This is a genomic window from Streptomyces sp. NBC_01288 (assembly GCF_035982055.1).
GTDB lineage: Bacteria > Actinomycetota > Actinomycetes > Streptomycetales > Streptomycetaceae > Streptomyces.
This window is the reverse complement of the sequence record NZ_CP108427.1, coordinates 6,173,268-6,199,426: the sequence shown is the minus strand read 5'-3', so window position 1 is coordinate 6,199,426 and position 26,159 is coordinate 6,173,268. Positions and strand designations below refer to the sequence as shown.

The window sequence follows — 26,159 nt, the reverse complement described above, 5'->3', positions numbered from 1 at the left end:
GTCGGGGTGGCGGTACTCAGCTGCTGGTCGAGCTGAGTACCGCGGGCCGCCTGGACGCGATCACCCTGCGGGCAAGGGACTTGGGGCTGGTGAGGAAGCCGTAGCCCCAGGACATGTGCATGGTGGCGAGGGCTACCGGGATCTGGAGGCGGGCCTTCAGGGAGAGGCCCTTGCCTGCCGGGAGGGAGCCTAGGGTGATGGCGGCGAAGTAGCCGGCGGGGATCAGGAAGGCCCAGGGCGTCAGTACCGCGCCGGCCACGATGCCCGCCGCGATCGCGCAGACCGCCGTCGGCGGGGCGAGGTAGCGGAGGTTGATGGAGCCCTCGTGGTAGCGGGCGACGACGTGGCGCCAGCGGCCGTAGTCCTTGTACTGCTTGGCGAGGGCCTTCACCGACGGGCGGGGGCGGTACGAGACCCGGAGTTCGGGCGAGAACCAGATCAGGCCGCCGGCCTCGCGGATGCGGAAGTTCAGCTCCCAGTCCTGGGCGCGGATGAACTCCTCGTTGTAGCCGCCCTGTTGCTCCAGTGCCTCGCGGCGGAACACCCCGAGGTAGACCGTCTCGGCGGAGCCCGCTTCCCCTCCCGTGTGGAAGGCCGCGTTGCCGACGCCGATCTTCGAGGTCATCGCGGCGGCGACCGCGTCCTCCCAGGCGTTCTCGCCCTCGGCGTGCATGATGCCGCCGACGTTCTGCGCGCCGGTCTCCTCCAGGAGGCGTACGGCGGTGGCGATGTAGTTCGGCGAGAGGATGCCGTGGCCGTCGACGCGGACGACGATCGGATGGCGGGAGGCCTTGATCGCGGCGTTGAGGGCGGCGGGCGTCCGACCGGTGGGGTTCGGGACGGTGTGCACGCGCTTGTTCTCAGAAGACGCGGTTTCGGCGACAAGCTCGGCCGCGATCTCGTCCGTACGGTCCTTCGAGGGACCGATGGCGATCACGACCTCCATCTCGCCGTCGTACTCCTGAGCAAGGATCGCTTGGACGGCTCCGCGCAGATGCCGTTCCTCGTCGAGGACGGGCATGATCACAGAAACGGCGGGGAGTCGCACGTCGGGCTTGGCGTTCATAGGGGGCTCACGTTACCGCGAACGGGGGACACGGACGCGCCCCGCCCGGGCGTCTGCCGTCGTATCAGATCGTATCGGCCTACGGTGCTCAAGATCCCACGTACGGCCCTCGCGGAGGTGTCCCCCATGCCCACGCCGCCCCGCCGCTCCCCCGCCGCCCGTCCCCCTCAGCGGCGCCCACGGCCCCCCGTACGACCGAAGAAGAAGCCGCGCTGGGCCACGCGGGCGGCGACCACGCTGTCCGTGGTGGTGCTCGCGTCCGCCGGGATCGGGCACGCGGTGGTCACCAGCCTCGACGCCGACATCGCCCGCGTCGACCCCTTCAAGGACATGAAGAACCGCCCGCGCGCGGGCCACGGCATGAACGTCCTGCTGGTCGGCACCGACGGCCGCGACAAGATCACCGAGCAGGAGCGGCGCCAGTACCACCTCGGCGGCGCGCCCTGCCACTGCACCGACACGATCATGATCGTGCACATCTCGGAGGACCGGGAGCGCGCCAGCGTCGTCAGCCTCCCCCGCGACTCCTACGCCGAGACGCCCCCGCACGTCGACCAGACCACCGGCGACCACCACGGCCCGCACCCCATCAAGCTCAACGCGGCGTACGCGGAGGGCGGCCCCAACCTCACCGTCCGGACCGTCGAGTCCATGACCCACGTGAAGATCGACCACTACCTGGAGGTCGACTTCACCAGCTTCATGAAGACGGTCGATGTCCTCGGCGGCGTGAGGATCTGCACCGCCGAGCCGCTCAAGGACTCGTACACGGGTCTCGATCTGCCCGCCGGTTCGCACACCCTGATGGGCGGGCAGGCCCTCCAGTACGTCCGCTCGCGGCACGTCGACGGTGCCTCCGACCTCGGCCGGATGAAGCGCCAGCAGCGTTTCCTGGCGGCGCTGATCGACCAGGCCACCTCCTCCGGGGTGCTGCTGAACCCGCTGAAGTTCCGTGACGTGACCCGCGCGGTGCTCGGCTCGGTCCGCGCCGACAAGGGCTTCGGCACCGACGAACTCCTCGACCTCGGGCGGGCGATGCGCACCTTCTCGCCGTCCTCCTCCGAGTTCACCACCGTACCGATCGGGCAGATGGGATACGTCGTGAAGGGCATCGGCTCCACCCTGAAGTGGGACGAGCCGAAGGCGGCCAAGCTCTTCCAGGCCCTGCGCGACGACAAGCCCCTGACCGTGCGCAAGGCGGCGCACGCCAACGCCGTGAAGGTGGACGTGGCCCCGCAGCAGATCCGGGTCCAAGTGGAGAACGGGACGGCCACGGGCGGTCTCGGCAAGCGCGTCGACGCGGCGCTGGCGGCGACCGGCTTCCGCACGACGCACCAGCCGACGAGCGCGGCCGATCACGCCGTACGCCGGACGGTCGTGGCCTACGACCCCCGCTGGGACCGTTCCGCGAAGTCCCTCTCCGCCGCGCTGCCCGGAAGCGAGCTGCGGGCCGTGAAGGGGCAGGGGCCGGTGCTGAAGGTGATCGCCGGGAGCGACTTCAAGCAGGTCACGCGGGTGCGGGCGACGGATGTGCAGCAGGGCGAGTTCGGGGTGGTGACCGGGGACGAGGTGGGGTGTTCCTGAAAAGTGTGACACTTCGGCGATTTCTGTAACACTTTTCCCAGGAGGGTAGGTCCCCCCACCCCCGCCTCAGTCGTCGAGGCCCTCCGCCGCCCGCTTCTCGCGCAGTTCCATGATGGCGCGGCGGCGGGCCAGGCGGTGGGTGCGGCGGATCTGGGCCTCCTGGTAGCGGCGCTCGTCGCGCTCGGTCTCCGGGAGGACCGGCGGTACCGCGCGGGGCTTGCCGTCGGCGTCGACGGCGGCGAAGACGAGATACGCGGAGCCGACCTGGGTGGCCGGGGTCGACTCGTTCCACCGCTCGGCCAAGACCCGCACGCCGACCTCCATGGAGCTCCGCCCGGTCCAGTTGACCTGGGCCTTCACATGGACGAGGTCGCCGACGCGGACCGGTTCCAGGAACGCCATCTCGTCCATCGACGCGGTCACGGCCGGCCCGCCGCTGTGCCGCCCGGCGACGGCGCCCGCCGCGTCGTCGACCAGCTTCATGATGACCCCGCCGTGCACCGTGCCCAGCAGGTTCGTGTCGGCGTTCGTCATGATGTGGCTGAGGGTGGTCCGGGAGGCGGACGTCGGCTTGCCCGGCAGGTCTGTCATGGACGCCACCCTATGCCGGGGTGGACATCTGCGGACTTTGTGTTGGCTTCGCAACAGCAGTGCCCTGATTTTCCTACGACCCTTGTAATGGACCAGGTCGCAACCTGCACACTGGGCCCCATGAACGATTGGCCCGAGGGATCGTCCGGCGGCAACCGCGGCAACGAGTACGGACGCGGTAGCGCGAACGCACAGCCGGAGAGCGCACGTGTGATGCGCCAGGTACGACGCGGCCCGCAGGCCCCGCCGTACGGCGCCGGAGTCCCGCCGCAGCCGTCGTACACGGGCGGCCAGGGCTATGACGAGGGCCAGAACGGCTACGGCCAGGGCGGCTACGACAACAACGGGCACGACGGCTACAACACCGGCCAGGTCTACGGCGGTGGCGGGCCGGGCGGACCGCAGGGGCCGGACGGCGGGCGTGGTCCGCGCCGCGCGCCGAACTGGCGGCGTCGTATCAAGTGGGGCGCGATCACCCTGGTCACCGTGCTGGTCGTGACTTCCGTGGCGACCTACTTCTGGGCCGACTCCAAGCTGAACCGCGACGTCGACCTGTCGAAGGTGATCGACCGGCCGGAGGCGGGCGACGGCACGAACTACCTGATCGTCGGTTCCGACAGCCGCGAGGGGCTGTCCGCGGCCGAGAAGAAGAAGCTGCACACCGGTTCCGCCGCGGGCAAGCGCACGGACTCGATGATGATCCTGCACGTGGGCGACAGCGGTGACACCCTGGTCTCGCTGCCGCGTGACTCGAACGTCACGATCCCGTCGTACGTGGGATCCAGCTCCGGCAAGACGTACCAGAACACGGGTCGGCAGGAGAAGCTCAACGCGGCGTACGCGGAGGACGGGCCGACGCTGCTCGTCCGCACGGTCGAGTACAACATGGGCCTGCACATCGACCACTACGTCGAGATCGGCTTCAACGGCTTCGCGGACATCGTGGACGCGGTCGGCGGGGTCACCATCGACATCGACAAGGGCTTCAAGGACTCGTACTCGGGCGCCGACTTCAAGGCCGGCAAGCAGACGCTGAACGGCGAGGAGGCGCTGGCCTTCGTCCGTACCCGGCACGCGTTCGCCGCCTCCGATCTCCAGCGCACGAAGAATCAGCAGAAGTTCCTCTCGGCCCTGGCCCACCAGGTGGCGACCCCGGGCACCCTGCTGAACCCCTTCAAGCTCTACCCGACGCTGGGCGCGGGCCTGGACTCGCTGAGCGTCGACAAGGACATGTCGCTCTGGGACCTGGCGTCCATGTTCTGGGCGATGAAGGGCGTCAGCGGCGGCGACGGCACCTCGATGAACATGCCGATCTCGGGCTCCACCGGCGGCAACCTCGTCTGGGACAAGGCGAAGGTGAAGACGCTGGTGAACGAGCTGAACAACGACCAGAAGGTCACGGTCGCGGGTAACTGAGGCCCGAGGCTCAGGCCCTGCCGCACGCCAGCACGGCGATGTGCGGCAGGGCCAACTCATGTCCCCCTACGGCGAATTCGCCGGCCAGCCGCTCGTACTCCCGCCTGATCCGTACGACCGTCCCCTCGTCCTGCGAGGTGACGATGAGCCCGGCGGTGGCGACACCGGCGGCGGGCCCGCCCCACCACTCGCCGACGGTGGTGCGGTGGTCCCACTCCAGCTCGGCGGCCCGGGCGTCGGTGAAGCCGGCCTCGCGGAGCAGCTCCGCGAACGCGTCCGCCGTACGCGCGAAGTCCTCCGCGGGATCGAGTCGCCGCAGATCGTCCGGCACCACGGCCCCCGCCGCCGCGAAGGCCCGCCCGAACAGTTCCTGCCCGGCACCGCGCCGCGCGCCCCACGAGGTCAGCGCGACCCGTCCGCCCGGCTTCAGCACGCGCCGCAGTTCAGCGAGGGCAGCACGCGGGCGGCCCACGTGATTGACGACGAAGTTGGCTACGACTGCCTCGAACTCGCCGTCGGGGTAGGGCAGTTCGGGCAGGAGGGCGACCTCCGCCTCGACGCCCGCGGCCCGCGCGGCGGCCACCATCCCGGCGTCGGCGTCCACGGCACACACCCGCGCGCCCCGCTCCAGCGCGGCCAGGGCCGCCGTACCGGTCCCGGTGCCGGCGTCGAGGACGTACGTCCCGGTCTCGATCTCGGCGGCGTCCAGCAGCCGCTCCACCGGGTGCGCGCAGAGCCGCGCGAAGCTCGCCGCGTAGGCGTGGGCTCGGCCGGCCCACATGGTGCGTTCGGCAGTGTCGAAGGCTTGGGTCGAGTCAGTCATGGGCCGCAGCATGCCTGACGAAACGGCGAGGGCACCCACCAGGGGTGCCCTCGCCGCTGTTCGTCGTTCCTTACGGCAGGTTGCGCGCCATCACGATGCGCTGGACCTGGTTCGTGCCCTCGTAGATCTGGGTGATCTTGGCGTCGCGCATCATGCGCTCGACCGGGTAGTCGCGGGTGTAGCCGTAGCCGCCGAGGAGTTGGACCGCGTCGACCGTGACCTCCATCGCGACGTCCGAGGCGAAGCACTTGGCGGCGGCACCCTGGAAGGTGAGGTTCTTGTCGCCTCGCTCCGATGCCGCCGCGGCCTGGTAGGTGAGGGCGCGGGCGGCCTCGATCTTCATGGCCATGTCGGCGAGCATGAACTGGATGCCCTGGAAGTCGGCGATCGGCTTGCCGAACTGCTTGCGCTCCTTGACGTAGCCCTTGGCGTAGTCGAGGGCGCCCTGGGCGATGCCGAGGGCCTGGGCCGCGATGGTGATGCGGGTGTGGTCCAGGGTCTTCATCGCGGTGGCGAAGCCGGTGCCCTCGGCGCCGATCATGCGGTCGGCCGGGATGCGGACGTTGTCGAGGTAGACCTCGCGGGTCGGGGAGCCCTTGATGCCGAGCTTCTTCTCCGGGGCGCCGAAGGAGACGCCCTCGTCCGACTTCTCGACGACGAAGGCGCTGATGCCCTTGCTGCGCTTCTCGGGGTCCGTCACCGCCATCACCGTGTAGTACTCGGAGACGCCCGCGTTGGTGATCCAGCGCTTCACGCCGTTGAGGACGTAGTGGTCGCCGTCGCGGACCGCCTTCGTCTTCATGCCGGCCGCGTCCGAGCCCGCGTCCGGCTCGGAGAGGGCGTACGAGAACATCGCGTCGCCCTTGGCGAGCGGGGTCATGTACCGCTTCTTCAGGTCCTCGGAACCCGAGAGGATCACCGGGAGCGAGCCCAGCTTGTTCACCGCGGGGATGAGGGAGGAGGACGCGCAGACGCGGGCCACCTCCTCGATCACGATGACGGTGGCCAGCGCGTCGGCGCCGGTGCCGCCGTACTCCTCGGGCACGTGGACGGCGTGCAGGTCGTTCGCGACGAGGGCGTCGAGGGCCTCCTGCGGGAAGCGTGACTCCTCGTCCACCGCTGCGGCGTACGGCGCGATCTTCGCCTCGGCCAGTGAACGGATCGCGTCGCGGAGCATGTCGTGCTCCTCCGACGGGCGGTACAGGTCGAAATCAGCCGATCCGGCCAAGATCTCTCACGCTCCAAGGACGCTGTGATCACAGTGCTAATTACCGTTAAGTAACCCAAATTTTAGGGGCCCGCCCACGGGAGGGATACGTGAGCTTGGCGACAGGGGGAAAGGTGCCCGGTGAGAGCGCCGGTTATGCTCGGGCGCGCATCGCCCCCGTACCCCTTCTGGAGCACTCATGGCCCTCAAGATCACCGTGATCGGCACCGGCTACCTGGGCGCCACGCACGCCGCGGCCATGGCCGAACTGGGCTACGAGGTGCTGGGTCTGGACGTCGTCCCCGAGAAGATCGAGATGCTCCAACGGGGTGAGGTCCCGATGTACGAACCGGGGCTTGAGGAGCTGCTGCGCAAGCACGTCGCCGGGATCGAGGGCTCCACCGGGCGGCTGCGCTTCACCATGGACTGGGCCGAGGTCGCGGAGTTCGGCAACGTCCACTTCATGTGCACGAACACCCCGCAGAAGCACGGCGAGTACGCCTGCGACATGTCGTACGTCGACCGGGCCTTCGAGCTGCTCGCCCCGCACCTCACGCGCCCCGCGCTGGTCGTCGGCAAGTCCACGGTGCCGGTGGGTTCGGCGGACCGCCTGGCCGCCTACCTCGCCGCGCACGCGCCCGTCGGTGCGGACGCCGAGCTGGCCTGGAACCCGGAGTTCCTGCGCGAGGGCTTCGCCGTCCAGGACACGCTGCACCCGGACCGGGTCGTGGTCGGCGTCCGCAGCGAGCGGGCCGAGAAGCTGCTGCGCGAGGTGTACGCCAAGCCGATCGCGGCCGGGTCGCCGTTCGTGGTGACCGACTTCCCGACCGCCGAGCTGGTGAAGACGGCCGCGAACTCCTTCCTCGCCACGAAGATCTCCTTCATCAACGCGATGGCCGAGGTCTGCGAGGCCGCGGACGGCGATGTCGTGAAGCTGGCGGAGGCGATCGGGCACGACGAGCGGATCGGGAAGAAGTTCCTGCGGGCCGGGATCGGCTTCGGCGGCGGCTGCCTCCCGAAGGACATCCGGGCGTTCATGGCCCGCGCCGGCGAACTGGGCGCCGACCAGGCGCTGACCTTCCTCCGCGAGATCGACTCCATCAACATGCGCCGCCGCGGCCAGATGGTCGAGATGACCCGCGAGGCGCTCGGCGGCGGCTCCTTCCTCGGCAAGCGCGTCGCCGTCCTCGGCGCGACCTTCAAGCCGGACTCGGACGACGTGCGCGACTCCCCCGCCCTGAACGTCGCCGGCCAGATCCACCTCCAAGGCGGCCAGGTCACCGTGTACGACCCGAAGGGCATGCCCAACGCCCTACGGCTGTTCCCGACCCTGGGCTACGCCGACACCGCCGTGGAGGCCGTACGCGGCGCCGACATCGTCCTGCACCTGACGGAGTGGCGCGAGTTCCGCGAGCTGGACCCGGCGACGCTCGGCGAGGCCGTACGCGCCCGCGTGGTCCTGGACGGGCGCAACGCCCTCGACCCGGCGCTGTGGCGCAAGGCGGGGTGGACGTTCCGGGCGATGGGGCGGCCTACCGCGTGACGGTCGGGTGAGCGGCGGCTGAGCGACGGCTGAGCGGATGCCGCCGGCCGGGCCGAGGCTCGGCCGGTGAGCCATCCCGCCGCATCTCACGTGGGCGGGCGCACGGAGGACACCGGTCTGCCCGACGCTCACGCGGCGAGCCGCCCTACCGCATGGCGCACGCCTGAGCGGGGGGCTGAGCGGACGACGCCGGTCCGGCCGGGTTTTGATGGTCCGACCCATCGCATCACGCACAGGTAGATGGACTACACCGGTGCGCCTGCGGCTCAGTGGGTGAGCGTCCCAGCGCATAGCGCGCGGGTGGGCGGACAGCCCCGGTCCAGCAGAGGCTCGATCGGTGAGCGTCTCCTGCGGTGAGCCGCCCTACCGGATGACGCACGCGTGAGCGGCGGCTTGGCGGACGACGCCGGTCCGGCCGAGGCTCAGTCGGCCGGACCGGCGTCTGGCTGCATTCTGCACCACTGGACTGTGCTGGGCGTCGGGACCGCTCAAGTCGCCTTCCGTGAGGGCTACTTGGCGCGGTAGCGGCGCATCTTCGCGCGCGAACCGCAGACCGCCATCGAGCACCAGCGGCCCCGGCCGGCCGGGCTGCGGTCGTAGTACGCCCAGTGGCAGGTCGGGGCCTCGCAGGCTTTGAGTCGGGGCCAGGTGCCCGCGACGAGGGACCCGGCGATCGCGGCTGCCACGCGGGAGAGCAGGGGGTCCGCGTCGGCGGGGGTGAGGCGGGCGGAGCCGTCGTGGGCGTCGAGTTCGATCAACAGCGGGGCCCGTGCGAGGAGTTCACCGAGCGGGGTCACGTCCTGGTGCGCGGGGTGGCCCGCGTGGGCCAGCAGCGTGGCGCGCAGGGACTCGCGGAGTTCACGGGCGTGCGGGACCTGGTGTGCGGTGAGTCCGAAGGGGGTCCGGCCGGCCTCCGTGTCGAGCGCGTCGGCGCCCGCCTCGATGTCCAGCGTGTTCACCAGGGCCTCGATCAGGGCCAGGTCGCCGGGTGCGGGACCTCGTTCACTCATGGCTGCGACCGCTTCATGCTTGCGACGTTACCCCCAATGCGGGAGCATGCAGTAACCGTTACCGCCTTACAGTATCTATGGGTAACCCAAAGGAGTCCGTCATGACCGACCCCACCCCCATCGCCGAGCTGGGTGCCGTAGTCCTGGACTGTCCCGATCCGCGCGCGCTCGCCGCCTTCTACGCCGGGATCCTGGGCGGCACCGTCGAGGACGAGGACGGCGGCGGCTGGGTGGACCTGAAGCTGCCGGGCGGGCGGACGCTGGCGTTCCAGGAGGCCCCCGGGCACGTACCGCCGGAGTGGCCCGCGCCCGCCGGCTCGCAGCAGTTCCATCTCGACCTGACCGTCACGGACCTGGACGCCGCCGAGAAGGACGTCCTGGCGTTGGGCGCGACGCCGCTGGACACCGACGATCATTCGCGCGCGTGGCGTGTGTACGCCGACCCGGCGGGGCACCCGTTCTGTCTCTGCGCCTGCTGAGACCGCCGACACAGCCGACACAGCCGACACAGCCGACACCAGGGAGTTCACCATGACCGCCGTGGCACGTTTCCGTTCCACCGTGCTCGACTGCCCCGACCCGCTCGCGCTCGCCGAGTTCTACGCCGGGATTCTCGGCGGCACACCCCATGTCGCCCACGACGAGTGGGTCGTACTCGACATCCCGGACGGGCCGCGGCTCGCCTTCCAGCGGGTGACGGACTACACCCCGCCCCAGTGGCCGCGCGCGGACCGGCCGCAGCAGTTGCATCTCGACTTCGACTCCGGGCCGACCTGGGAGGAACTGGAGGTCGCGGAGGCGAAGGCGCTGGCGCTCGGCGCGCGGCCGTTGCACCAGGAGGACAAGGAGAACTTCCGGGTGTACGCCGATCCGGCAGGGCATCCGTTCTGCCTCTGCCGGATCGACCACCCGTAGGTCCTGAGCGCTACCCGTCCAGCTCGGCGATCTTCGCCGTCGACGGCTCGCGGCGCTGCTGGGCGGCGCGGGCCGTGAAGTCGGCGCTGCGCAGGGCGCGTTGGACGTTGCCCCAGCTGAGCAGGGCGAGGTCGGGCTCGGACCAGCCGCGGTGGAGGAGCTCGGCGATGAGGTTCGGGTAGCAGGAGGCGTCGGCGAGGTCCTGCGGATGGGCCGTACCGGCGTCGTACGTGCCGGACAGCGCGACGCACTCGCGGCCCGCGACCTCGTGGACGTGGTCGAGGTGGTCGGCGACGTCCCGGACGGACGGCCCGGTCTGCTCGGCCGTGAGCGGCACCATGCACAGGCCCTTGGCGGCGCCGACCGCGGCGAGGAGTTCGTCGGAGAGGTTCGCCGGGTGCGGGCGCAGCGTGCGGGCGGCGGAGCGGGTGAACAGCACCGGTGCCTTCGAGACCGCGAGCGTGCGGCGGATCGTGCCGTCGGAGGCGCCGGAGAGGTCGGCGAGCACGCCGAGCCGGTTCATCTCGCGCACGACCTCCTCGCCGAACCGGGTCAGCCCGGCCTCGCTCGCCCAGGACACCCCGGACAGCGTGAGGACCCGTAGACCCAGCGCGTGCAGGGAGCGCAGGATGCCCAGGGAGTCGCCGAGCGCGGCGGCTCCGGCGGGGCCGAGCAGCACGGCGATACGGCCGCAGTGGCGCACGTCGGTGGTCTCGCCGGCGGTGTACGCCAGACGCAGGCCCTCGGGGTGGGCGCGGACCACCGTGTTGACCAGATCCAGCTGCTCCAGGGTGGCGCCGACCGCCCGGTCCCCGGCGAGGCCCTCGGGCAGGTGCAGCGACCAGAACAGCGCGCCGACATGCCCCTCGCGCAGCCGCGGCACATCGGTGTCCACGGAACTCTCCCCCAGCTCCAGGTCAAACCACGGCAGATGCCGCAGCGCCCACGGCAGCCCGCTGTAGCCGTCCGCGACCGGGTGCGCGGCGAGGATGGCGTGCGCGCGCTCCAGCGGGGCGGCGGCCGGGTCGGAGACGGGGTCGTACGGTTCCGCGGTGTCCGGCGGGAAGACCCCGGCGGGGAAGGGCTCGTGGACCAAGTCGTCGAGCTCGCCGACCTCGGTCGGCGCGTGCAGTTGGTCCTGGAGGTCGGCCATGGCGGGCTCCGTACGTCGTTACGGCAGTACGGTCACCGTCGCACGCCCGCGAGGGGGCCACCCGGTGGGCGGGGCGTTCGGGGTACGGCGCGGGAGTGGGCGCTCCCGCGCCGCGCCGGTCAGCCGTCCAGCGACTCGATCGTCGCGTTCGACGGCCCCCGCGTCGCCCGGGTCCCGCGCGCGACGTCCTCGGCCGCGCCCAGCACCCGTACCGCGTTCTTCCAGGTCAGCTTGGCGAGGTCGGCCTTGGACCAGCCGCGGTCGAGCAGTTCCGCGATGAGGTTCGGGTAGCCGGACACGTCGTTCAGGCCGTCGGGGGTGAAGGCCGTGCCGTCGTAGTCGCCGCCGATGCCGAGGTGGTCGACGCCGGCGACCTCGCGCATGTGGTCGAGGTGGTCGGCGACCGTGGAGACGGTCGCGATCGGGCGCGGGTGGAGCTCCTCGAAGGCGTGGTGCACCTTCATCGCCTCTTCGGTGGTCTCCAGGTGGTGCAGCCCGTGCGCGCGCATGTTGTCGTCGGCCGCGGCGGTCCAGTCGACGGCGGCCTGGAGCACGAACTTCGGTACGAACGTCACCATCGCCATGCCGCCGTTGCCGGGCAGTCGCTCCAGCACGTCGTCGGGGATGTTGCGCGGGTGGTCACAGACGGCCCGTGACGACGAGTGGGAGAAGATCACCGGGGCCGTCGAGGTGTCCAGCGCGTCGCGCATCGTCGTCGCCGCCACGTGCGAGAGGTCGACGAGCATGCCCTCGCGGTTCATCTCCCGCACGACCTCACGCCCGAACGCCGACAGTCCGCCGACCCCCGGCTCGTCCGTCGCCGAGTCCGCCCACGCCACGTTGTCGTTGTGGGTGAGCGTCATGTAGCGGACGCCGAGCGCGTACAACCCCCGCAGCGTGCCGAGGGAGTTGGCGATCGAGTGCCCGCCCTCCGCCCCCATCAACGAGGCGATACGGCCCTCCCCGCGCGCCGACTCCATGTCCGCGGCGGTCAGCGCGGGCGCCAGGTCCTGCGGGTAACGGGCGAGCAACTGCCGTACGCAGTCGATCTGTTCGAGCGTCATCGACACCGGGTCGGGCAGGTCCGAGCGCACGTACACCGACCAGTACTGCGCACCGACGCCGCCCTCACGCAGGCGCGGGATGTCGGTGTGCAGGTGCGCGTTCTGCGCTACGGCGATGTCGCGGGCGTCGAGGTCGTAGGTGACCTGGTTGCGCAGCGCCCAGGGCAGGTCGTTGTGCCCGTCGACGACCGGGAACTCGCGGAGTATCTCCCGGGCTTGGTCCAGTGACGTCATCGCCGTCACTTCCCGAAGCCGAAGCCGCTGCCGCTCGCGCCCTCGACCTTGGCCCGCAGCCGCTTGCCCTTCTCGGTGGCCTGGTCGTTCAGCTCCTGCTGGAACTCCCGCATACGGACGAGGAGTTCGTCGTCGTGCGTGGCCAGGATGCGGGCGGCGAGCAGCCCCGCGTTGCGCGCTCCGGCGACCGAGACGGTGGCGACGGGGACACCGGCCGGCATCTGCACGATGGACAGCAACGAGTCCATGCCGTCCAGGTACTTCAGCGGCACGGGGACGCCGATCACCGGCAGCGGCGTCACCGAGGCGAGCATGCCCGGGAGGTGGGCGGCGCCGCCCGCACCCGCGACGATCACCTTGAGACCGCGGCCGTCGGCCCGCTCCCCGTACGTGATCATCTCGCGGGGCATGCGGTGCGCGGAGAGGACGTCGACCTCGTACGCGATCTCGAACTCGTCGAGGGCCTTCGCGGCACCCTCCATGACGGACCAGTCGGAGTCCGACCCCATGACGATTCCTACGACGGGTCCTGCGACGGAGCTCATTCGGTGATCGTGCCTCTCAGATAGCCGGCTGCGTGGCGGGCGCGGTCCAGGACGTCGTCCAGGTCGTCGCCGTAGGTGTTGACGTGGCCCACCTTGCGGCCGGGCTTCACGTCCTTGCCGTACATGTGGATCTTCAGCTGGGGGTCCCGGGCCATGCAGTGCAGGTACGCGGAGTACATGTCCGGGTAGTCGCCGCCGAGAACGTTACACATCACGGTCCAGGGGGCCCGTGCGCGCGGATCGCCCAGCGGGAGGTCGAGGACCGCGCGGACGTGGTTCGCGAACTGGCTGGTGATCGCGCCGTCCTGGGTCCAGTGACCGGAGTTGTGCGGGCGCATGGCGAGTTCGTTGACGAGGATGCGACCGTCGCGGGTCTGGAACAGTTCGACGGCGAGGTGGCCGACGACTCCGAGTTCCTTGGCGATGCGCAGCGCCATCTCCTCGGCGTGGAGCGCGAGGGACTCCTCCAGATCGGGGGCGGGCGCGATGACCGTGTCGCAGACCCCGTTGACCTGCTGGGACTCGACGACCGGGTAGGCGACGGCCTGGCCGTGCGGGGAGCGTACGACGTTCGCCGCCAGCTCCCGCACGAAGTCGACCTTCTCCTCGGCGAGGACGGGGACGCCGGCGCGGAACGGGTCGGCGGCCTCCTCCGGGGAGTCGACGACCCACACGCCCTTGCCGTCGTAGCCGCCGCGGACGGTCTTGAGGACGACGGGGAAGCCGTCGCCCTCCGCCGCGAACGCGACGACGTCCGCCGGGTCGCTGACTAGCCGGTGCCGCGGGCACGGCACGCCGATCTCGACGAGCTTCGCGCGCATCACACCCTTGTCCTGGGCGTGCACGAGCGCGTCCGGGCCGGGGCGCACGGGGATGCCGTCCGCCTCCAGGGCACGCAGATGCTCGGTGGGTACGTGTTCGTGATCGAAGGTGATCACGTCGCAGCCCCGCGCGAAGTCACGCAGCGTGTCGAGGTCGCGGTAGTCGCCGATGACGACATCGCCGACGACCTGCGCCGCGGAATCCTGAGGGGTGTCACTGAGGAGCTTGAATTTGATGCCGAGCGGGATGCCCGCCTCGTGTGTCATACGAGCGAGCTGCCCCCCGCCGACCATGCCGACTACCGGGAACGTCACTCCCCCAGGGTATCGGTCACGCCGGGGCGGCCTGATTTCCGTATCTCTTACCGTTCTTTTCCGGGTCTCTTCCCGACCTGTGAGCGGCTTCACGGGCGCCGGGGGAAAGCGGTGGTTAGCATGGCTGGGTCGAGAATCCGAGAAGACGGGGGCCTGCACAACCATGGAGCCTGGTTCCGAAGGGCCTTTCAAACGGCTCGCCCGCGAGGTCGCCAAGTTCGGCGCGGTGGGCGTGGTGGGCACCGTGGTGAACTTCGCGGTCTCGAATCTGCTGTGGCATCTGACCAGCCTGCAGGCCGTGCGTGCCAACGTGATCGCGACGATCGTCGCCATCGCGTGCAACTACGTAGGCTTCCGGTACTTCACCTACCGTGACCGCGACAAGAGCGCCCGCACCAAGGAACTGAGCCTGTTCCTGGCGTTCAGCCTGGTCGGCCTGGTGATCGAGAACGGCATCCTGTTCGCGGCGATCTACGGCTTCGGCTGGGACAGCTCGCTGCAACGCAACGTCTTCAAGGTGCTCGGCATCGGCATCGCGACGCTGTTCCGCTTCTGGTCGTACCGCAGCTGGGTGTTCAAGGCGCTCCCGGCGGAGGACGACGGCGAGGACGAGGATGAGGCCGGGGAACCCGTCGCGAAGGCGGATACCCCCCTCATCGAGCCCCAGCGCGAGCCGCTCCCCCGCCCCAAGCAGCACGTGAGCTGAACCCGCCCGCTCCCTCCGGTCCCTAGCGGACCGTGGGCTCGTCGTCGTCCACCGGCACCCGCTTGGTCGGCGGCGTACGCGACAGGAACAGCCCGAACACCGGCGGCTGCGCCTGCAACATCTCCAGCCGCCCGCCGTCCGCCTCCGCGAGGTCCCGGGCGACCGCGAGCCCGATCCCGGTGGAGTTACGACCGCTGATCGTCCGCTCGAAGATGCGAGCACCGAGGTCCGTGGGAACGCCGGGCCCCTCATCCGTGACTTCTACGACGGCCTGGTTGCCGGTGACGCGGGTGCGCAGGGCGACCGTGCCGCCGCCGTGCATCAGGGAGTTCTCGATCAGCGCGGCCAGCACCTGCGCGACGGCGCCCGGGGTGCCGACGGCCTGGAGATGCCGCTTGCCCGAGCTGACGATCGCGCGCCCCTCGCTGCGGTAGGCGGGGCGCCACTCGGCGAGCTGCTGCTGGATGACCTCGTCGAGGTCGAAGGAGACGGCGGAACCGGTACGGGGGTCACGCGCGTTCGTCAGCAGCCGCTCCACGACATCTGTGAGCCGCTCGACCTGCGTCAGCGCGATCGTCGCCTCCTCCTTCACCGTGTCCGGGTCGTCGGTGAGGGTGATCTCCTCCAGCCGCATGGACAGCGCGGTCAGCGGCGTACGCAGCTGGTGTGAAGCATCGGCAGCCAGCCGTCGCTCGGCGGTGAGCATGCGGGCGATGCGCTCGGCGGAGGAGTCGAGGACGTCGGCGACCCGGTCCAGCTCGGGCACGCTGTACCGCTTGTGCCGGGGCCGCGGGTCACCGGAACCGAGCCGTTCGGCGGTCTCCGCGAGGTCGGTGAGCGGCGAGGCGAGGCGGTTGGCCTGGCGTACGGCGAGCAGTACGGCGGCGACCACGGCGAGCAGGGCGACGGCGCCGATGATGAGCAGCGTCCGCCCGACCTCACGGGTGACGGTCGAGCGGGGCTCCTCCACGGTGACCGTCTCGCCCTCCTCGCCCTTGGCGGTGGAGCGGATGACGTCACCGGCCGGCTTGGTACCCACCTCGATCACCGGGTCGCCCGGGATGCGGATCACGGCGTAACGGTCCTCCGTGACCTGCGTGCGCAGCACCTCGGAGTCGACGATCTCCGCCCCGAGGATCCGGCTGTCCACGATGCTGGCCAGCCGGAGCGCCTCGGAATCCACGCGTTCCTGGGCGCTGTTGCTGATGGTCCGCGTCTCCACGATGACAAGAGACACACCGAAGACGGCGATGACCACGAGCACCACGGCGAGGGTGGACTGAATAAGACGACGACGCACGGGACTCTCCGAGAAAGGGTGACGTCAGCGCCCCTTTAGGGGCGCTTCAGGGGCGCGGGGAACTGCGCGACCAGCCATACGCAGCCAGCACCCGCGCACCCACCCAAGCCACCATGGCGATGACGCGCGTAAACCGACCTAGCTCTTCTCGAACCGGAAACCCACACCCCGCACCGTCGCGATGTACCGAGGGTTGGCCGCATCGTCACCGAGCTTCTTCCGCAGCCAGGAGATGTGCATGTCGAGGGTCTTGGTCGACGACCACCACGTCGTGTCCCACACCTCGCGCATCAACTGGTCACGGGTCACCACCCGCCCGGCGTCCCGCACAAGCACCCGCAGCAGGTCGAACTCCTTCGCGGTGAGCTGGAGTTCCTCGTCGCCCATCCACGCACGGTGGGACTCGACGTCGATACGGACGCCGTGCGTGGCGGGCGGCTGCGCGGGCTCGGCCGCGCCGCGCCGGAGCAGGGCCCGGACGCGGGCGAGCAGTTCGGCGAGCCGGAAGGGTTTGGTGACGTAGTCGTCGGCGCCCGCGTCGAGGCCGACGACTGTGTCCACCTCGTCGGCGCGCGCGGTCAGGATGAGGATGGGGACGGTGTGGCCCTCGGCGCGCAGTCGGCGGGCCACTTCCAGGCCGTCCATGCCGGGCAGGCCCAGGTCCAGGACACACAGGTCGATGCCGCCCTGGATGCCGGCGTCGAGCGCTGTCGGTCCGTCCTCGCGCACCTCGACCTCGTAACCTTCCCGTCGCAAAGCGCGGGCCAGCGGCTCCGAGATGGACGCGTCGTCCTCGGCGAGCAGTACACGGGTCATGAGGTGATGGTAGTCCGCCTCGGACAGCGGTCGGGGTGTGATCGCCACGAGTGATTCTTACCTTGGGGCAAGTCGGATTCTCAGCGGTGAAGAATCTGGTCCGAACCTGTGCCTGTGGGATGCGATCCTTGTATCCACCTTCGAAAGATCGACCACGGTTCCACTTATCCCTGTGATCGATGTCTCAAGTCCTTCCATTTCCGGCGGTGTCCTGCCGTATGGTGACCTGAACGCCTGTAGCAACACCGGGGACCTTTGGCGAGCGTTTATAGCTGAAGGTCTCTTTTGTGTGCGGGCTGGCTGTCGCCAGCCTTGAAAGGAATGACCTGTGGCCGGGTGCCCCGGGGCGGACTCCCCGAGGGCGTGGGGACGGACGTGCCGATCCCGCCGGTGCCGGCCGCCCCCCACCGGGCGCGCGACCTCCCCCAGAGGGGGGACCCCCACTGCAAGCGCGTCCCGAACCAGCAAGGAACGACCATGGCGTCCAGCCTGACGAAGGACTCGGTGACTCCGGGCACCCCCGGTTCCGAGACGACCTTCTTCGGCCACCCCCGCGGACTGGCCACTCTCTTCATGACCGAGATGTGGGAGCGATTCTCCTACTACGGCATGAAGGCCCTCCTCCCGCTGTACCTGGTGGCACCGGGCGGCCTGCACATGAGCGCGGCCACCGCGACCGCGATCTACTCGGTGTACCTGTCGCTCGTGTACCTGCTCGCCCTCCCCGGCGGCTGGTTCGCGGACCGGGTCCTCGGCCCCCGCAAGACGGTCGCTGTCGCCGGCGTGATCATCATGCTCGGCCACCTCACCCTGGCCCTCCCGTCCTCGGGCACGTTCTTCGCGGGCCTGGGCCTGGTGGCGATCGGCTCGGGGCTCCTCAAGGCCAACATCTCCACGATGGTCGGCCACCTCTACGAGGGCCCGGACGACCCGCGCCGTGACGGCGGCTTCACGCTCTTCTACATCGGCATCAACATCGGCGCGTTCGCCGCGCCGCTGGCCATCGGTACCGTCGGCGAGAACTACAACTGGCACCTCGGCTTCGCGCTCGCCGCGGTCGGCATGGCCATCGGCCTCGCCCAGTACCTGCTCGGCACGCGTCACCTCAGCTCCCGCTCGGACATCGTCCCCACGCCGCTGTCCGCCGAGGAGAAGGCGGCCACCCTGCGCAAGTCGGCGTTCTGGGCGGCGGTCGCGGTCGTCTTCTACGCGATCGTCGGCTTCTCCGGCCACTACACCCTGAACTGGCTGCTGGTCCCGATCACCGTCGCCGGCCTGCTCATCCCGGTCCTGGTCATCGCTCGCATCAAGCGCGACAAGGACCTCGACCGCGCCGACCAGTCGAAGATGTCCGCGTACATCTGGTTCTTCGTCGCCGCGGCGGTCTTCTGGATGATCTACGACCAGGGCGGCTCGACGGTGTCCCTGTTCGCCGACTCCTCCGCGAAGAACACCGTCTTCGGCTGGAACTTCCCGATCTCCTGGTACCAGTCGGTCAACCCGGTCCTCATCATGGCCCTGGCCCCGGTCTTCGCCTGGGCCTGGCTGGCCCTGGCCCGCCGCGGCAAGGAGCCGAGCACGGCGACCAAGTTCGCGATGGGCCTGATCCTGATCGGCGCGTCCTTCTTCCTCTTCCTGGCCCCCCTCGCGATCGCCGACGGCGGTCACAAGGCGGCGGCGATGTGGCTCGTGGCGATCTACTTCGTCCAGACGGTCGGCGAACTGACCCTCTCCCCCGTCGGCCTCTCCGTCACCACGAAGATGGCCCCCGAGAAGTACGCCTCCCAGATGATGGGCGTCTGGTTCCTGGCGGTGACAGCAGGCGACGCCACGACAGGCCTCCTCTCCATCGCCGGCGTCAACCTCAACAAGACAGGCATCGTCACCCTCGAAGCGGCCCTCGCGGTCCTCGCGGGCGCAGCGGTCTGGATGTACCGCAAGAAGGTCAAGCACCTCATGGGCGACGTCCACTGACAGTCGTCTACGGCAACGCGCCAAAGGGCCGCTGAATCCTTCGGGACACGGCGGCCCTTTCCCATCCCCGGCACTTCCCAGTGAACGTTGGGCCACTCGCTTCTCAGCCAGTGTCGTGCTTCCACGGCCCGAGTAAAGGGCGCTCCCTGCGGTCGCGTCGGCTACGCCGATTCCGCTCCGCTCCACCCTTGACTAGGGCCGCTCCAGCCCGTTTCAGAAGCGAGCGAGCGGCCCGGAAGGACGGGTGGCCAAGGTGGGCGGGCCCCTACCTGCACTGCGTAGCAAGCCGGTGCGAGGGGACGCGTTCGCGTCTCACCAGCACGCCGGGCCGGCTTAGCGGCTATCGGCCGGTGGGGTGGGAGGGTGCGGGGGGGGACTGCCCCCTGGGTAGATCCGGGCCGGTGCGAGGGGACGCGGCCGCGCCTCGCCAGCACGCCGGGTCGGCTCAGCGGCTACCCGCCGGTGGGGTGCGAGGGTGCGGTGAGTACTGCCGCCTTGGGCTGATCCGGGCCGGTGCGACGGGGCGCGTTCGCATCTCGCCAGCACGCCGGGCTGGCTCAGCGGCTACCCGCCGGTGGGGTGCGAGGGCGCGGTGAGTACTGCCGCCTTAGGCTGATCCGGGCCGGTGCGACGGGGCGCGTTCGCGTCTCGCCTGCACGCCGGGCTGGCTCAGCGGCTAGCGGCCGGTGAAGTGGGAAGCACGGGTGGCGACCGCCGCCTTGGGCAGATCCGGGACCGGCGCGAGGGGACGCGGCCGCGTCTCGCCAGCACGCTGGGTGGGCTTGGCGGCTGTCGGCCGGTGGGGGTGGAGAGAGCACGGGGGCACGGGGCATGGGGGCGCGCTGCCTTCTTGCCGGTACGCCGCCTCGGTTCAGCGGCCGACGCCGGGTGGGTGAGTAGGTGGGTGCTGGAGGCTGTGGGTAAAACTAACCACCTTCACGGCTTTGACTGGTTAGATATGAACCCGGCTTCCCACACCCACCGACCTGTAGCCGCTGAGCCGACGCGGCGTGCGGGCGAGACGCCAGCGCGCCACCTCGCCCCGACCCCGCCCTCTCTGGAAGCCGGGGTCTTTTCTAACCAGTGATGGCATGCCACACCGGTTAGTTTTACCCACAGCCTCCAGCACCCCCACCCTCCACCGGTCGTTGGCCGCTGAGCCGAGGCGGCGTGCTGGCGAGGCGCGAGCGCGCTCCCTCGCCCCGGATCAGAACGCAGCCCACCCGACGGGAATCGTGCCTGGCCACCCATCCCTCGGGGCCGCCCGCTCGCTTCTGAAACGGGATTGCGGGAGGCGAGTCAAGGGTGGAGCGCAGCGGAATCGGCGCAGCCGACGCGACCGCAGGGAGCGCCCTTTACTCGGCTTCCGCAATCCCGACACTGGCCAAGAAGCGGGCGGCCAACCCGTACTTGTCAGCGCAGTCGCCTCCGTCCCGGCATGAACGTGAACACCGCCACGCCAAGCAGGATCGCCGTACCGGAGACCAGGCCGAGCGCTTTCAGGCCGCCGTGGCTGTCCGAGCCCGTCTCCGCCAAGCCCCCTGAGGTGGATGTCGACGTTGACGTACCGCCCGATGTCGAGGAGCCGCCGGACGCGCCGCTTGCCTGTTCCGTCGTGTCCAGGGTCAGCGAGACCTCCGACTTCGTGGGGGTGCAAGTCGTCGTCGTGCCAAGGGCGTTGACCGTCAGGACGCCGGGGGACAGTGTCGACGTACCGCTCGCGCCCGGTTTGTATGTGCCCGTCAGGTCCGGGATCTCGATCGGGTCGCCGGACTTGATGGCGGCGGAGTTGGTCGGTCCCTCCACGTGGACCGTGCCCTTGTCGGCGCCGCCCAGGACCACCTCCATCGACGGCTTCACGGAGTCCGCCGGGATGTCCGCCGGGCTGTCCATCACCGACCCGTTGAACTTCACGGTGAGGTCGTAACTCCCGCCGTCCCTCGTGGCGTTGATCTGCACCGGCGAGGTCGCGTTCTTGTCACCGATCGGCGTCTTGCACGCGTACGGGACGGAGACCTCCTTGCCGGTGAAGTCCGTCTGGCCGGTTCCGGTGCCGTCACTGGAGCTCGCCGATGCCGATGCCGATGCCGAATCACTGGGCGAGGCTGATTCCGATGCCGATGCGGATGCCGACGTCGAGTTCGACGGAGTCGGTGACGTGCTGGATGAACTGCCGTCCCCCGCCGTCACATTGATCGTCGCCGAAGGCGAGACCGTCGCCGTCGGTGCGCACTTCGTGTCCGTCGAGAACGCGTTGACCGTGTACGCGTCCGGTGTCAGCGTCACCGGCCCCGCCGTCGTCAGCTTCAACGTGCCCTTCATGTCGGACAGGGTCATCGCCGCGCCCTTGGGAATCGCCGGGTTCGTGCGCGGGCCCAGCATCGCGATGTCGGCGGTCTGTGCGCCGCCCGCCTTCAGAGTCCCGGACGGCTGGACCGAGTTGGCGGGCAGGTCGATGATGTCGGGGTTCTTGGACGCGGCCTGGGTGAACTTCCAGACGACGTCGACCGTGTCGCCCACCTTCGCCGTGGCGGGCGCGGTGATCTCGACCTTGGTGGTGCCGTCGACCGGGTCGATGCCGGCGGGCGGCACGCAGTGGGTGGCGTAGGACACCTCGGCGGCCTGCGCGGTCCCGGCGGTCAGGCCGAGCGCGAGGCCCGCACCGCCGAGGACCAGCGCGAACGTGGCCGCGCCCGCTCTCCGTACACCGCCTCCGCCGACCGGTATGACTCTCCTTCGCTTGCTCACGTAAGTCCCTTCCTGGTGGGAGTCGTCGGACTCGTCGGACTGTCGTCGTGCGGTGCGGAGAGTCGACCGGCCGCCGTGCCCGGATCCGAATCCGGGGTGAACCACGGCAGGGTCGAGGTCGTAGGGGCGACTGCTTCCTGAGAGGCGGCCGCCTTGCCCAACTTCGGCATGCGCAGGGTGACTTGGGTGGGCATGTGCAGGGCCCTGTGCCGGGGCGGGCCCATGCTGCGGGCCGCCTTGCGTGGCCGTAGGCGGTCCACCACGGCCATCCCGATACGGAACACCGCCGCCGGTACGACCACGCAGACCAGGATCCAGAACAGGGTCACGCCCCAGGGGCGGCCGACTCCCCATGGTTGTTCGGCAAGTACCCGGCCGCCGTACTTCATCGAGACGGTGTAGTCGCCGTGCGCTCCGGCCGAGAGTTCGACGGGGAGTTTGATCTCCGCCTTGCCGCCGGGCGCGATCGTGCCGCTGTACTGCTGGTCGTCCCACTGCGGTGCGAACACCCCGTGGGAGGTGCCGACTTGGAAGACGGGGTTCTTGACGGGGGACGAACCGGCGTTGCCCACGGTGAAGACCAGCGTGCGCGACGGTGGTGCCCCGAACCAGGTCAGCAGCCCGCTCGAACCGTCCAGCCGGGTGTCCGACAGGACCGACAATCGTCCGGTGGAAGGCTCCGCAGGCAGTGGTTCGACTGCGTGTCCGGCCACCTTGAAGACCGTGTCCGCCGACGCGCTCGCGCCCGTCACCGTCGCCACATGCACCACGCACGGGCACGGCACCGGCGGTTCGGACACCGGCAGCTTCTTGCTGAAGACGCCCTTGGCGTCCGTCGTCACGGCTCTGCCGTCCGCGTTCGCACAGGAGTTGGTGCCGCCGATCACCCCGCGCGCGGGCGTCGCCTGTCCGCAGATCAGCATCATCAGCAGGGCGTGCGGCCGCCAGCCGCTCCCGGAGACGGTGATCGAACCCCCCGTCCCCGCCTGCGACTTGGAGAGCTTCACACTCGGGCCGCCCGCCGCCGCGGCGGACGTCGCCCCCGTCAACGGCAGCAGAAGCAGCGCGAGTACCGCCACCAGCGCCGGAATCCGCATCTTGCCGCTCACATCGCCGCTCCCGTCAACTCGGTCTGCGTGTACGGGTGTTCGGCCGTCTCGCCGGCTTCGTCCGTACGGCGCCGTCGACGTCGTAGGCGTAGGCGTAGGCGTAGGCGTACGAGAAGCAGCGCGGCCGCGGCCGTCAGCGCACCCCCGGTCCCCGCCACCGCTTCCCACGGCACGAACCGTGTCGACACGTTCGCCGTGTCGTGGGCGCCGCCCGTCGCTGTGACCGTGAGGCGTAGGTCGACCGCGTCCAGGGTGGGGTGGTCGGGCCAGGGTTCGGTGAGCTTCAGGCGTTCGCCGGGCGGGAGTTGGACGGGGAGGGTGCGGGGGGCGCGGTTGAGGAGGGTGCCGAAGAGGCCGGTGGCGTGGACGGCGAGGTTCGGGGTGAGGGGTGTGGTGCCGCGGTTGACCAGGTCGTAGGTGATGCGGTCGCCGTGGACCGCCACGTGTTCGACGGTCAGGGCCGACAACGCCGGTCCGCGTACGTGGAGTTGGAGCCGTACCGTCGCCTCTCGGCCCTTCGTGTCGCGCGCGGTGATCGTGGCGGCGCGGTCGCCGGGGGTGGCGGTCGTCGGGACGTTCACGATGAAGGGGATGTCGGCCCGGGTGCGGGACGGGACCCGAACTCCCGTGTCGGCGAAGGTGATCGGGACGCCCGTGGCGTGCAGTCGTACCGTGACCGGGTGGGTGCTGGGGTTGGTCACGGACAGCGTGTCCTGGAGGGTCGTGCCGGGCTCGCCCTCGGCGTAGAACGTCGGGCGTCCGCCGCCCGCGGGCGCAACGGTCCATCCCTCGGCGGCCGTTGCGGTCGGTGCGGCCGCCAGGAGGGCTAGGAGGGTCAGGCACAGGACGCGGGCGGTCGACGGCAGCATGGGCGGCTCCAGCGGGCGTACAGGGGGCTGTCAGCGGCGGGCGCGGGCCGTCTGGTTGCGCCGGGTCAGCCACAGGGTGCCCGCCGCGCCCGCGAGCAGGACCGTGCCGCCGAGCGTGCCGAGGGCGATGACGGAGTCGTCGGGGCCGGTCTTCGGGAGCGTGCCGCTGGAGTCCGTACCGGTGCCGGAACCGGTGGAGCCCGTCGTGCCCGTCGAACCGCTGGATCCCGACGAACCGCCCGCCGCCGTGACGTCCAACGTGAGGGACGGGCCGGGGCTGTTGGTGGGGGTGCAGGTGGTCGTCGTACCGAGGGCCTTGATGGTGAGGACGGCCGCCGTGAACGTGACCTTGCCGGATGCCTTCGGGGTGTACGTACCCGTCAAGTCGTTGATTTTGATGGGGGTGTTGGCGGGGATCGCGGCCTGGTTGGCCGGGCCCGACACCGCGACCGTGCCGCTGTCCGCACCGCCCAGCTTGATGGTGGCGCTCGGGCTCATCGCACCCTTGCCGAGTTCGACGGGGCTGGAGGAGACGCCCTTCTGCCAGGACATGGTGAGCTGGTAGCCGCTGCCGCTCTTGACACCCTTGATGTCGATCGGCGAGACGGCTGTCTTGACGCCGATGGGCGTCTGGCACTTGTAGTTGACGTCGACCACGTCGGCCCGGGCTGCGGGGGCGGCCATGAATACCGCCGAGCCGGCCAGGGCCGCGACGGACGCGAGCGCTGCGGTTCGTTTCTGGTACGACACGGTCCCCTCATTCCTGACGGCACATCAGATCGGCCGTCAAGGTACGCCCGGGGTCGTGAGGAGGGAAGACAAGGCGCACGCCGGAGTTGTGACGATCCGGCGTGCGCGAAGAGGTCGCCACGTGGACGGGGTGACCGGAGGTAACCCGAGGTCGGCGTCAGCCGAGCCGGCCGGGCAGGCCCCAGCGGCGCAGCACCTCGGGAACCACGACCGTGCCGTCCGCCTGCTGGTGCTGTTCGAGGATCGCGGGGAGGAGACGGCTGGTCGCCAGGCCCGAGGCGTTGAGCGTGTGCACGTACGCCGCCTTGCCGCCGCCTTCCGGGCGGTACCGGATGCCGCCGCGCCGGGCCTGGTACTCACGGGCGTTCGACACCGAACTGACCTCCGTGTACGCGCCGAGGCTGGGCAGCCACACCTCAACGTCGTACGTCTTCGCCTGGGCGGGGCTGGTGTCCCCGGCGGCGAGCTTGGTGACCCGGTAGCGCAGTCCCAGGCCGGCCACCAACTCCTCTGCGCGGGCCAGGAGTTCGAGGTGCGCCGCGTCCGAGTCGGCGGGGCGCGCGAACTGGAACAGCTCGACCTTGTTGAACTGGTGGCCGCGCAGGGTGCCCCGGTCGGCGGTGCGGTGGCTGCCGCCCTCCTTGCGGTAACAGGGCGTGTACGCCACGTACTTGCGCGGCAGCTCGCCCTCGTCGAGGGTCTCCCCGCGATGCAGATCGACCAGCGCGGTCTCGGCGGTGGGCAGCAGGAACCGCTCCGGGCGCCCGCCCTCGCCCGCCTCCACCACGAACACCTCGTCGGCGAACTTCGGGAACTGGCCCGCCGTATAACCGGCTTCGTAGGTCAGCAGATGCGGCGGCAGCACGAACTCGTAGCCCGCCCGGCGGTGGCTGTCGAGGAAGTGGTTGAGCAGGGCCCACTCCAGCGCGGCGCCGTCGCCCCGGTAGATCCAGTGGCCGTTGCCGGCGAGGGCGGTGCCGCGCCGGTAGTCCACCAGGCCCAGATCCTGGGCGAGTTGGACATGGTCGCGGGGAGCGAGATCGAGGGTCGGGGTGCCTACGGTCCGTACGACCTCGTTGCTCTCCTTGCCTCCCGCGATCACGTCCTCGTCGGGGAGGTTGGGCAGGGCATCGAGGAACTGCTGGTGTTCGCGGGCGAGTCGGGCGAGTTCGCCCTCGGCCTTCGTGACCTGGTCGGCCAGGGTCGAGGCGTTCGCCTGGAGGTCGTCGGCAGCGGTGCCCGCCCTGCGGTGCGCCGCGATCTCCGCCGAGATCCGTTTCCGCTCGCCGCGCAGCCGCTCCACGGCCGTACGGGTGTCCCGGAAGCGGGTGTCCAGGGCGAGGAAGGCCGGGAGGTCGGCGTCCACCGCGCGCTTGCGCAGGGCCTCGCGAACCCGCTCGGGCTGCTGCCGGATGAGGGTGACGTCGAGCATCGTGCACGCTCCGTCCGGTCGGCCGGGGCACAGAAATCGCCCCGGGGGTGATCCCTCGGGGCGTGGGCGAGAGGGTGCTCGCGGTGCCACCACGCCTTCACCGGTCGCGGGCCGCACGGCCGTGGAAACGGTCGCGTACCGCCGTAGAACGGTCTCGTTCTGGCCCGA

General features: G+C 70.3%; 23 protein-coding genes. 7 read left to right on the top strand and 16 right to left on the bottom strand.

Annotated features, from left to right (window positions below; translation table 11 throughout):
- Positions 1 to 16: 16 nt before the first annotated feature.
- Positions 17 to 1,066 carry a glycosyltransferase family 2 protein gene (locus OG194_RS28010; protein ID WP_327403556.1) on the bottom strand — a complete coding sequence of 350 codons (1,050 nt, stop codon included), beginning with the start codon at positions 1,064 to 1,066 and terminating at the stop codon, positions 17 to 19.
- Between the two features lie 126 nt (positions 1,067 to 1,192).
- On the opposite strand from OG194_RS28010, the gene OG194_RS28005 reads away from it, so the two are divergent.
- A complete protein-coding gene (locus OG194_RS28005; RefSeq protein ID WP_327403555.1) occupies positions 1,193 to 2,650 on the top strand; it encodes an LCP family protein in 1,458 nt (485 codons plus the stop codon).
- A gap of 66 nt (positions 2,651 to 2,716) precedes the next feature.
- Here the strand turns inward: OG194_RS28005 and OG194_RS28000 are convergent, their stop codons facing one another.
- Positions 2,717 to 3,241, bottom strand: coding sequence for an acyl-CoA thioesterase (locus OG194_RS28000; RefSeq protein ID WP_327403554.1), 525 nt, complete (start codon positions 3,239 to 3,241; stop codon positions 2,717 to 2,719).
- A 120-nt stretch (positions 3,242 to 3,361) separates the two neighbouring features.
- On the opposite strand from OG194_RS28000, the gene OG194_RS27995 reads away from it, so the two are divergent.
- A complete protein-coding gene (locus OG194_RS27995) occupies positions 3,362 to 4,657 on the top strand; it encodes an LCP family protein (protein WP_327403553.1) in 1,296 nt (431 codons plus the stop codon).
- A gap of 10 nt (positions 4,658 to 4,667) precedes the next feature.
- Here the strand turns inward: OG194_RS27995 and OG194_RS27990 are convergent, their stop codons facing one another.
- Positions 4,668 to 5,480, bottom strand: a complete 813-nt coding sequence (locus tag OG194_RS27990) for a class I SAM-dependent methyltransferase (RefSeq protein WP_327403552.1) — start codon at positions 5,478 to 5,480, stop codon at positions 4,668 to 4,670.
- Positions 5,481 to 5,550: 70 nt separating this feature from the next.
- Positions 5,551 to 6,708 (bottom strand): acyl-CoA dehydrogenase, encoded by a 1,158-nt coding sequence (locus tag OG194_RS27985; protein ID WP_266769313.1) that lies wholly within the window; start codon positions 6,706 to 6,708, stop codon positions 5,551 to 5,553.
- Between the two features lie 178 nt (positions 6,709 to 6,886).
- On the opposite strand from OG194_RS27985, the gene OG194_RS27980 reads away from it, so the two are divergent.
- Entirely contained in the window at positions 6,887 to 8,230 is a 1,344-nt protein-coding gene (locus OG194_RS27980; RefSeq protein WP_327403551.1) for a UDP-glucose dehydrogenase family protein, read from the top strand.
- A 509-nt stretch (positions 8,231 to 8,739) separates the two neighbouring features.
- Here the strand turns inward: OG194_RS27980 and OG194_RS27975 are convergent.
- Positions 8,740 to 9,240: a CGNR zinc finger domain-containing protein gene (locus OG194_RS27975; RefSeq protein WP_327403550.1), complete on the bottom strand. Its 501-nt coding sequence runs from the start codon at positions 9,238 to 9,240 to the stop codon at positions 8,740 to 8,742.
- Between the two features lie 101 nt (positions 9,241 to 9,341).
- Between OG194_RS27975 and OG194_RS27970 the strand changes: the two genes are divergently transcribed.
- A complete protein-coding gene (locus tag OG194_RS27970; protein WP_327403549.1) occupies positions 9,342 to 9,719 on the top strand; it encodes a VOC family protein in 378 nt (125 codons plus the stop codon).
- Between the two features lie 52 nt (positions 9,720 to 9,771).
- Positions 9,772 to 10,155 carry a VOC family protein gene (locus OG194_RS27965; protein WP_327403548.1) on the top strand — a complete coding sequence of 128 codons (384 nt, stop codon included), beginning with the start codon at positions 9,772 to 9,774 and terminating at the stop codon, positions 10,153 to 10,155.
- Between the two features lie 10 nt (positions 10,156 to 10,165).
- On the opposite strand, the gene OG194_RS27960 is transcribed toward OG194_RS27965, so the two are convergent.
- The 4 genes from OG194_RS27960 to OG194_RS27945 form a co-directional block, all read right to left on the bottom strand.
- Positions 10,166 to 11,308: a dipeptidase gene (locus OG194_RS27960; RefSeq protein WP_327403547.1), complete on the bottom strand. Its 1,143-nt coding sequence runs from the start codon at positions 11,306 to 11,308 to the stop codon at positions 10,166 to 10,168.
- Between the two features lie 119 nt (positions 11,309 to 11,427).
- Positions 11,428 to 12,606 (bottom strand): dipeptidase, encoded by a 1,179-nt coding sequence (locus OG194_RS27955; protein ID WP_442811638.1) that lies wholly within the window; start codon positions 12,604 to 12,606, stop codon positions 11,428 to 11,430.
- A gap of 5 nt (positions 12,607 to 12,611) precedes the next feature.
- The gene (gene purE, locus OG194_RS27950) at positions 12,612 to 13,151 is read right to left on the bottom strand and encodes a 5-(carboxyamino)imidazole ribonucleotide mutase (protein WP_327403545.1); all 540 of its coding nucleotides are present in this window, start codon (positions 13,149 to 13,151) and stop codon (positions 12,612 to 12,614) included.
- On the bottom strand, positions 13,148 to 14,287 hold the full coding sequence (locus OG194_RS27945) for a 5-(carboxyamino)imidazole ribonucleotide synthase (RefSeq protein ID WP_327403544.1): 1,140 nt from the start codon (positions 14,285 to 14,287) through the stop codon (positions 13,148 to 13,150). Before OG194_RS27945 ends, purE begins: the two co-directional genes overlap by 4 nt.
- Before the next feature lie 163 nt (positions 14,288 to 14,450).
- Between OG194_RS27945 and OG194_RS27940 the strand changes: the two genes are divergently transcribed.
- The gene (locus tag OG194_RS27940; RefSeq protein ID WP_327403543.1) at positions 14,451 to 14,993 is read left to right on the top strand and encodes a GtrA family protein; all 543 of its coding nucleotides are present in this window, start codon (positions 14,451 to 14,453) and stop codon (positions 14,991 to 14,993) included.
- 22 nt (positions 14,994 to 15,015) lie between these two features.
- Here OG194_RS27940 and OG194_RS27935 read toward each other — a convergent pair whose 3' ends face one another.
- Both OG194_RS27935 and OG194_RS27930 read right to left on the bottom strand, forming a co-directional pair.
- The gene (locus OG194_RS27935; protein ID WP_327403542.1) at positions 15,016 to 16,293 is read right to left on the bottom strand and encodes an ATP-binding protein; all 1,278 of its coding nucleotides are present in this window, start codon (positions 16,291 to 16,293) and stop codon (positions 15,016 to 15,018) included.
- 138 nt (positions 16,294 to 16,431) lie between these two features.
- Positions 16,432 to 17,109, bottom strand: a complete 678-nt coding sequence (locus OG194_RS27930; protein ID WP_174447603.1) for a response regulator transcription factor — start codon at positions 17,107 to 17,109, stop codon at positions 16,432 to 16,434.
- Positions 17,110 to 17,586: 477 nt separating this feature from the next.
- On the opposite strand from OG194_RS27930, the gene OG194_RS27925 reads away from it, so the two are divergent.
- On the top strand, positions 17,587 to 19,083 hold the full coding sequence (locus tag OG194_RS27925) for an oligopeptide:H+ symporter (RefSeq protein ID WP_327403541.1): 1,497 nt from the start codon (positions 17,587 to 17,589) through the stop codon (positions 19,081 to 19,083).
- Positions 19,084 to 20,496: 1,413 nt separating this feature from the next.
- Here OG194_RS27925 and OG194_RS27920 read toward each other — a convergent pair.
- The 5 genes from OG194_RS27920 to serS all read right to left on the bottom strand — a co-directional run bounded on the left by OG194_RS27920 (position 20,497) and on the right by serS (position 25,991).
- A complete protein-coding gene (locus tag OG194_RS27920; protein WP_327403540.1) occupies positions 20,497 to 21,831 on the bottom strand; it encodes a hypothetical protein in 1,335 nt (444 codons plus the stop codon).
- Positions 21,828 to 22,928, bottom strand: coding sequence for a hypothetical protein (locus OG194_RS27915; protein WP_442811806.1), 1,101 nt, complete (start codon positions 22,926 to 22,928; stop codon positions 21,828 to 21,830). Before OG194_RS27915 ends, OG194_RS27920 begins: the two co-directional genes overlap by 4 nt.
- Before the next feature lie 8 nt (positions 22,929 to 22,936).
- On the bottom strand, positions 22,937 to 23,806 hold the full coding sequence (locus OG194_RS27910) for a COG1470 family protein (protein ID WP_327407230.1): 870 nt from the start codon (positions 23,804 to 23,806) through the stop codon (positions 22,937 to 22,939).
- Positions 23,807 to 23,839: 33 nt separating this feature from the next.
- A complete protein-coding gene (locus tag OG194_RS27905; protein WP_327403538.1) occupies positions 23,840 to 24,559 on the bottom strand; it encodes an LPXTG cell wall anchor domain-containing protein in 720 nt (239 codons plus the stop codon).
- Positions 24,560 to 24,716: 157 nt separating this feature from the next.
- Entirely contained in the window at positions 24,717 to 25,991 is a 1,275-nt protein-coding gene (serS, locus tag OG194_RS27900) for a serine--tRNA ligase (protein ID WP_327403537.1), read from the bottom strand.
- Between the last annotated feature and the right edge of the window lie 168 nt (positions 25,992 to 26,159).

Coding starts and splice junctions, on each gene's coding strand:
- OG194_RS28010 (WP_327403556.1), bottom strand. CDS start 1,066: ATGAACGCCAAGCCCGACGTGCGACTCCCCGCCGTTTCTGTGATCATG.
- OG194_RS28005 (WP_327403555.1), top strand. CDS start 1,193: ATGCCCACGCCGCCCCGCCGCTCCCCCGCCGCCCGTCCCCCTCAGCGG.
- OG194_RS28000 (WP_327403554.1), bottom strand. CDS start 3,241: ATGACAGACCTGCCGGGCAAGCCGACGTCCGCCTCCCGGACCACCCTC.
- OG194_RS27995 (WP_327403553.1), top strand. CDS start 3,362: ATGAACGATTGGCCCGAGGGATCGTCCGGCGGCAACCGCGGCAACGAG.
- OG194_RS27990 (WP_327403552.1), bottom strand. CDS start 5,480: ATGACTGACTCGACCCAAGCCTTCGACACTGCCGAACGCACCATGTGG.
- OG194_RS27980 (WP_327403551.1), top strand. CDS start 6,887: ATGGCCCTCAAGATCACCGTGATCGGCACCGGCTACCTGGGCGCCACG.
- OG194_RS27975 (WP_327403550.1), bottom strand. CDS start 9,240: ATGAGTGAACGAGGTCCCGCACCCGGCGACCTGGCCCTGATCGAGGCC.
- OG194_RS27970 (WP_327403549.1), top strand. CDS start 9,342: ATGACCGACCCCACCCCCATCGCCGAGCTGGGTGCCGTAGTCCTGGAC.
- OG194_RS27965 (WP_327403548.1), top strand. CDS start 9,772: ATGACCGCCGTGGCACGTTTCCGTTCCACCGTGCTCGACTGCCCCGAC.
- OG194_RS27960 (WP_327403547.1), bottom strand. CDS start 11,308: ATGGCCGACCTCCAGGACCAACTGCACGCGCCGACCGAGGTCGGCGAG.
- OG194_RS27955 (WP_442811638.1), bottom strand. CDS start 12,606: ATGACGTCACTGGACCAAGCCCGGGAGATACTCCGCGAGTTCCCGGTC.
- purE (WP_327403545.1), bottom strand. CDS start 13,151: ATGAGCTCCGTCGCAGGACCCGTCGTAGGAATCGTCATGGGGTCGGAC.
- OG194_RS27940 (WP_327403543.1), top strand. CDS start 14,451: ATGGAGCCTGGTTCCGAAGGGCCTTTCAAACGGCTCGCCCGCGAGGTC.
- OG194_RS27930 (WP_174447603.1), bottom strand. CDS start 17,109: ATGACCCGTGTACTGCTCGCCGAGGACGACGCGTCCATCTCGGAGCCG.
- OG194_RS27925 (WP_327403541.1), top strand. CDS start 17,587: ATGGCGTCCAGCCTGACGAAGGACTCGGTGACTCCGGGCACCCCCGGT.
- OG194_RS27915 (WP_442811806.1), bottom strand. CDS start 22,928: ATGCGGATTCCGGCGCTGGTGGCGGTACTCGCGCTGCTTCTGCTGCCG.
- serS (WP_327403537.1), bottom strand. CDS start 25,991: ATGCTCGACGTCACCCTCATCCGGCAGCAGCCCGAGCGGGTTCGCGAG.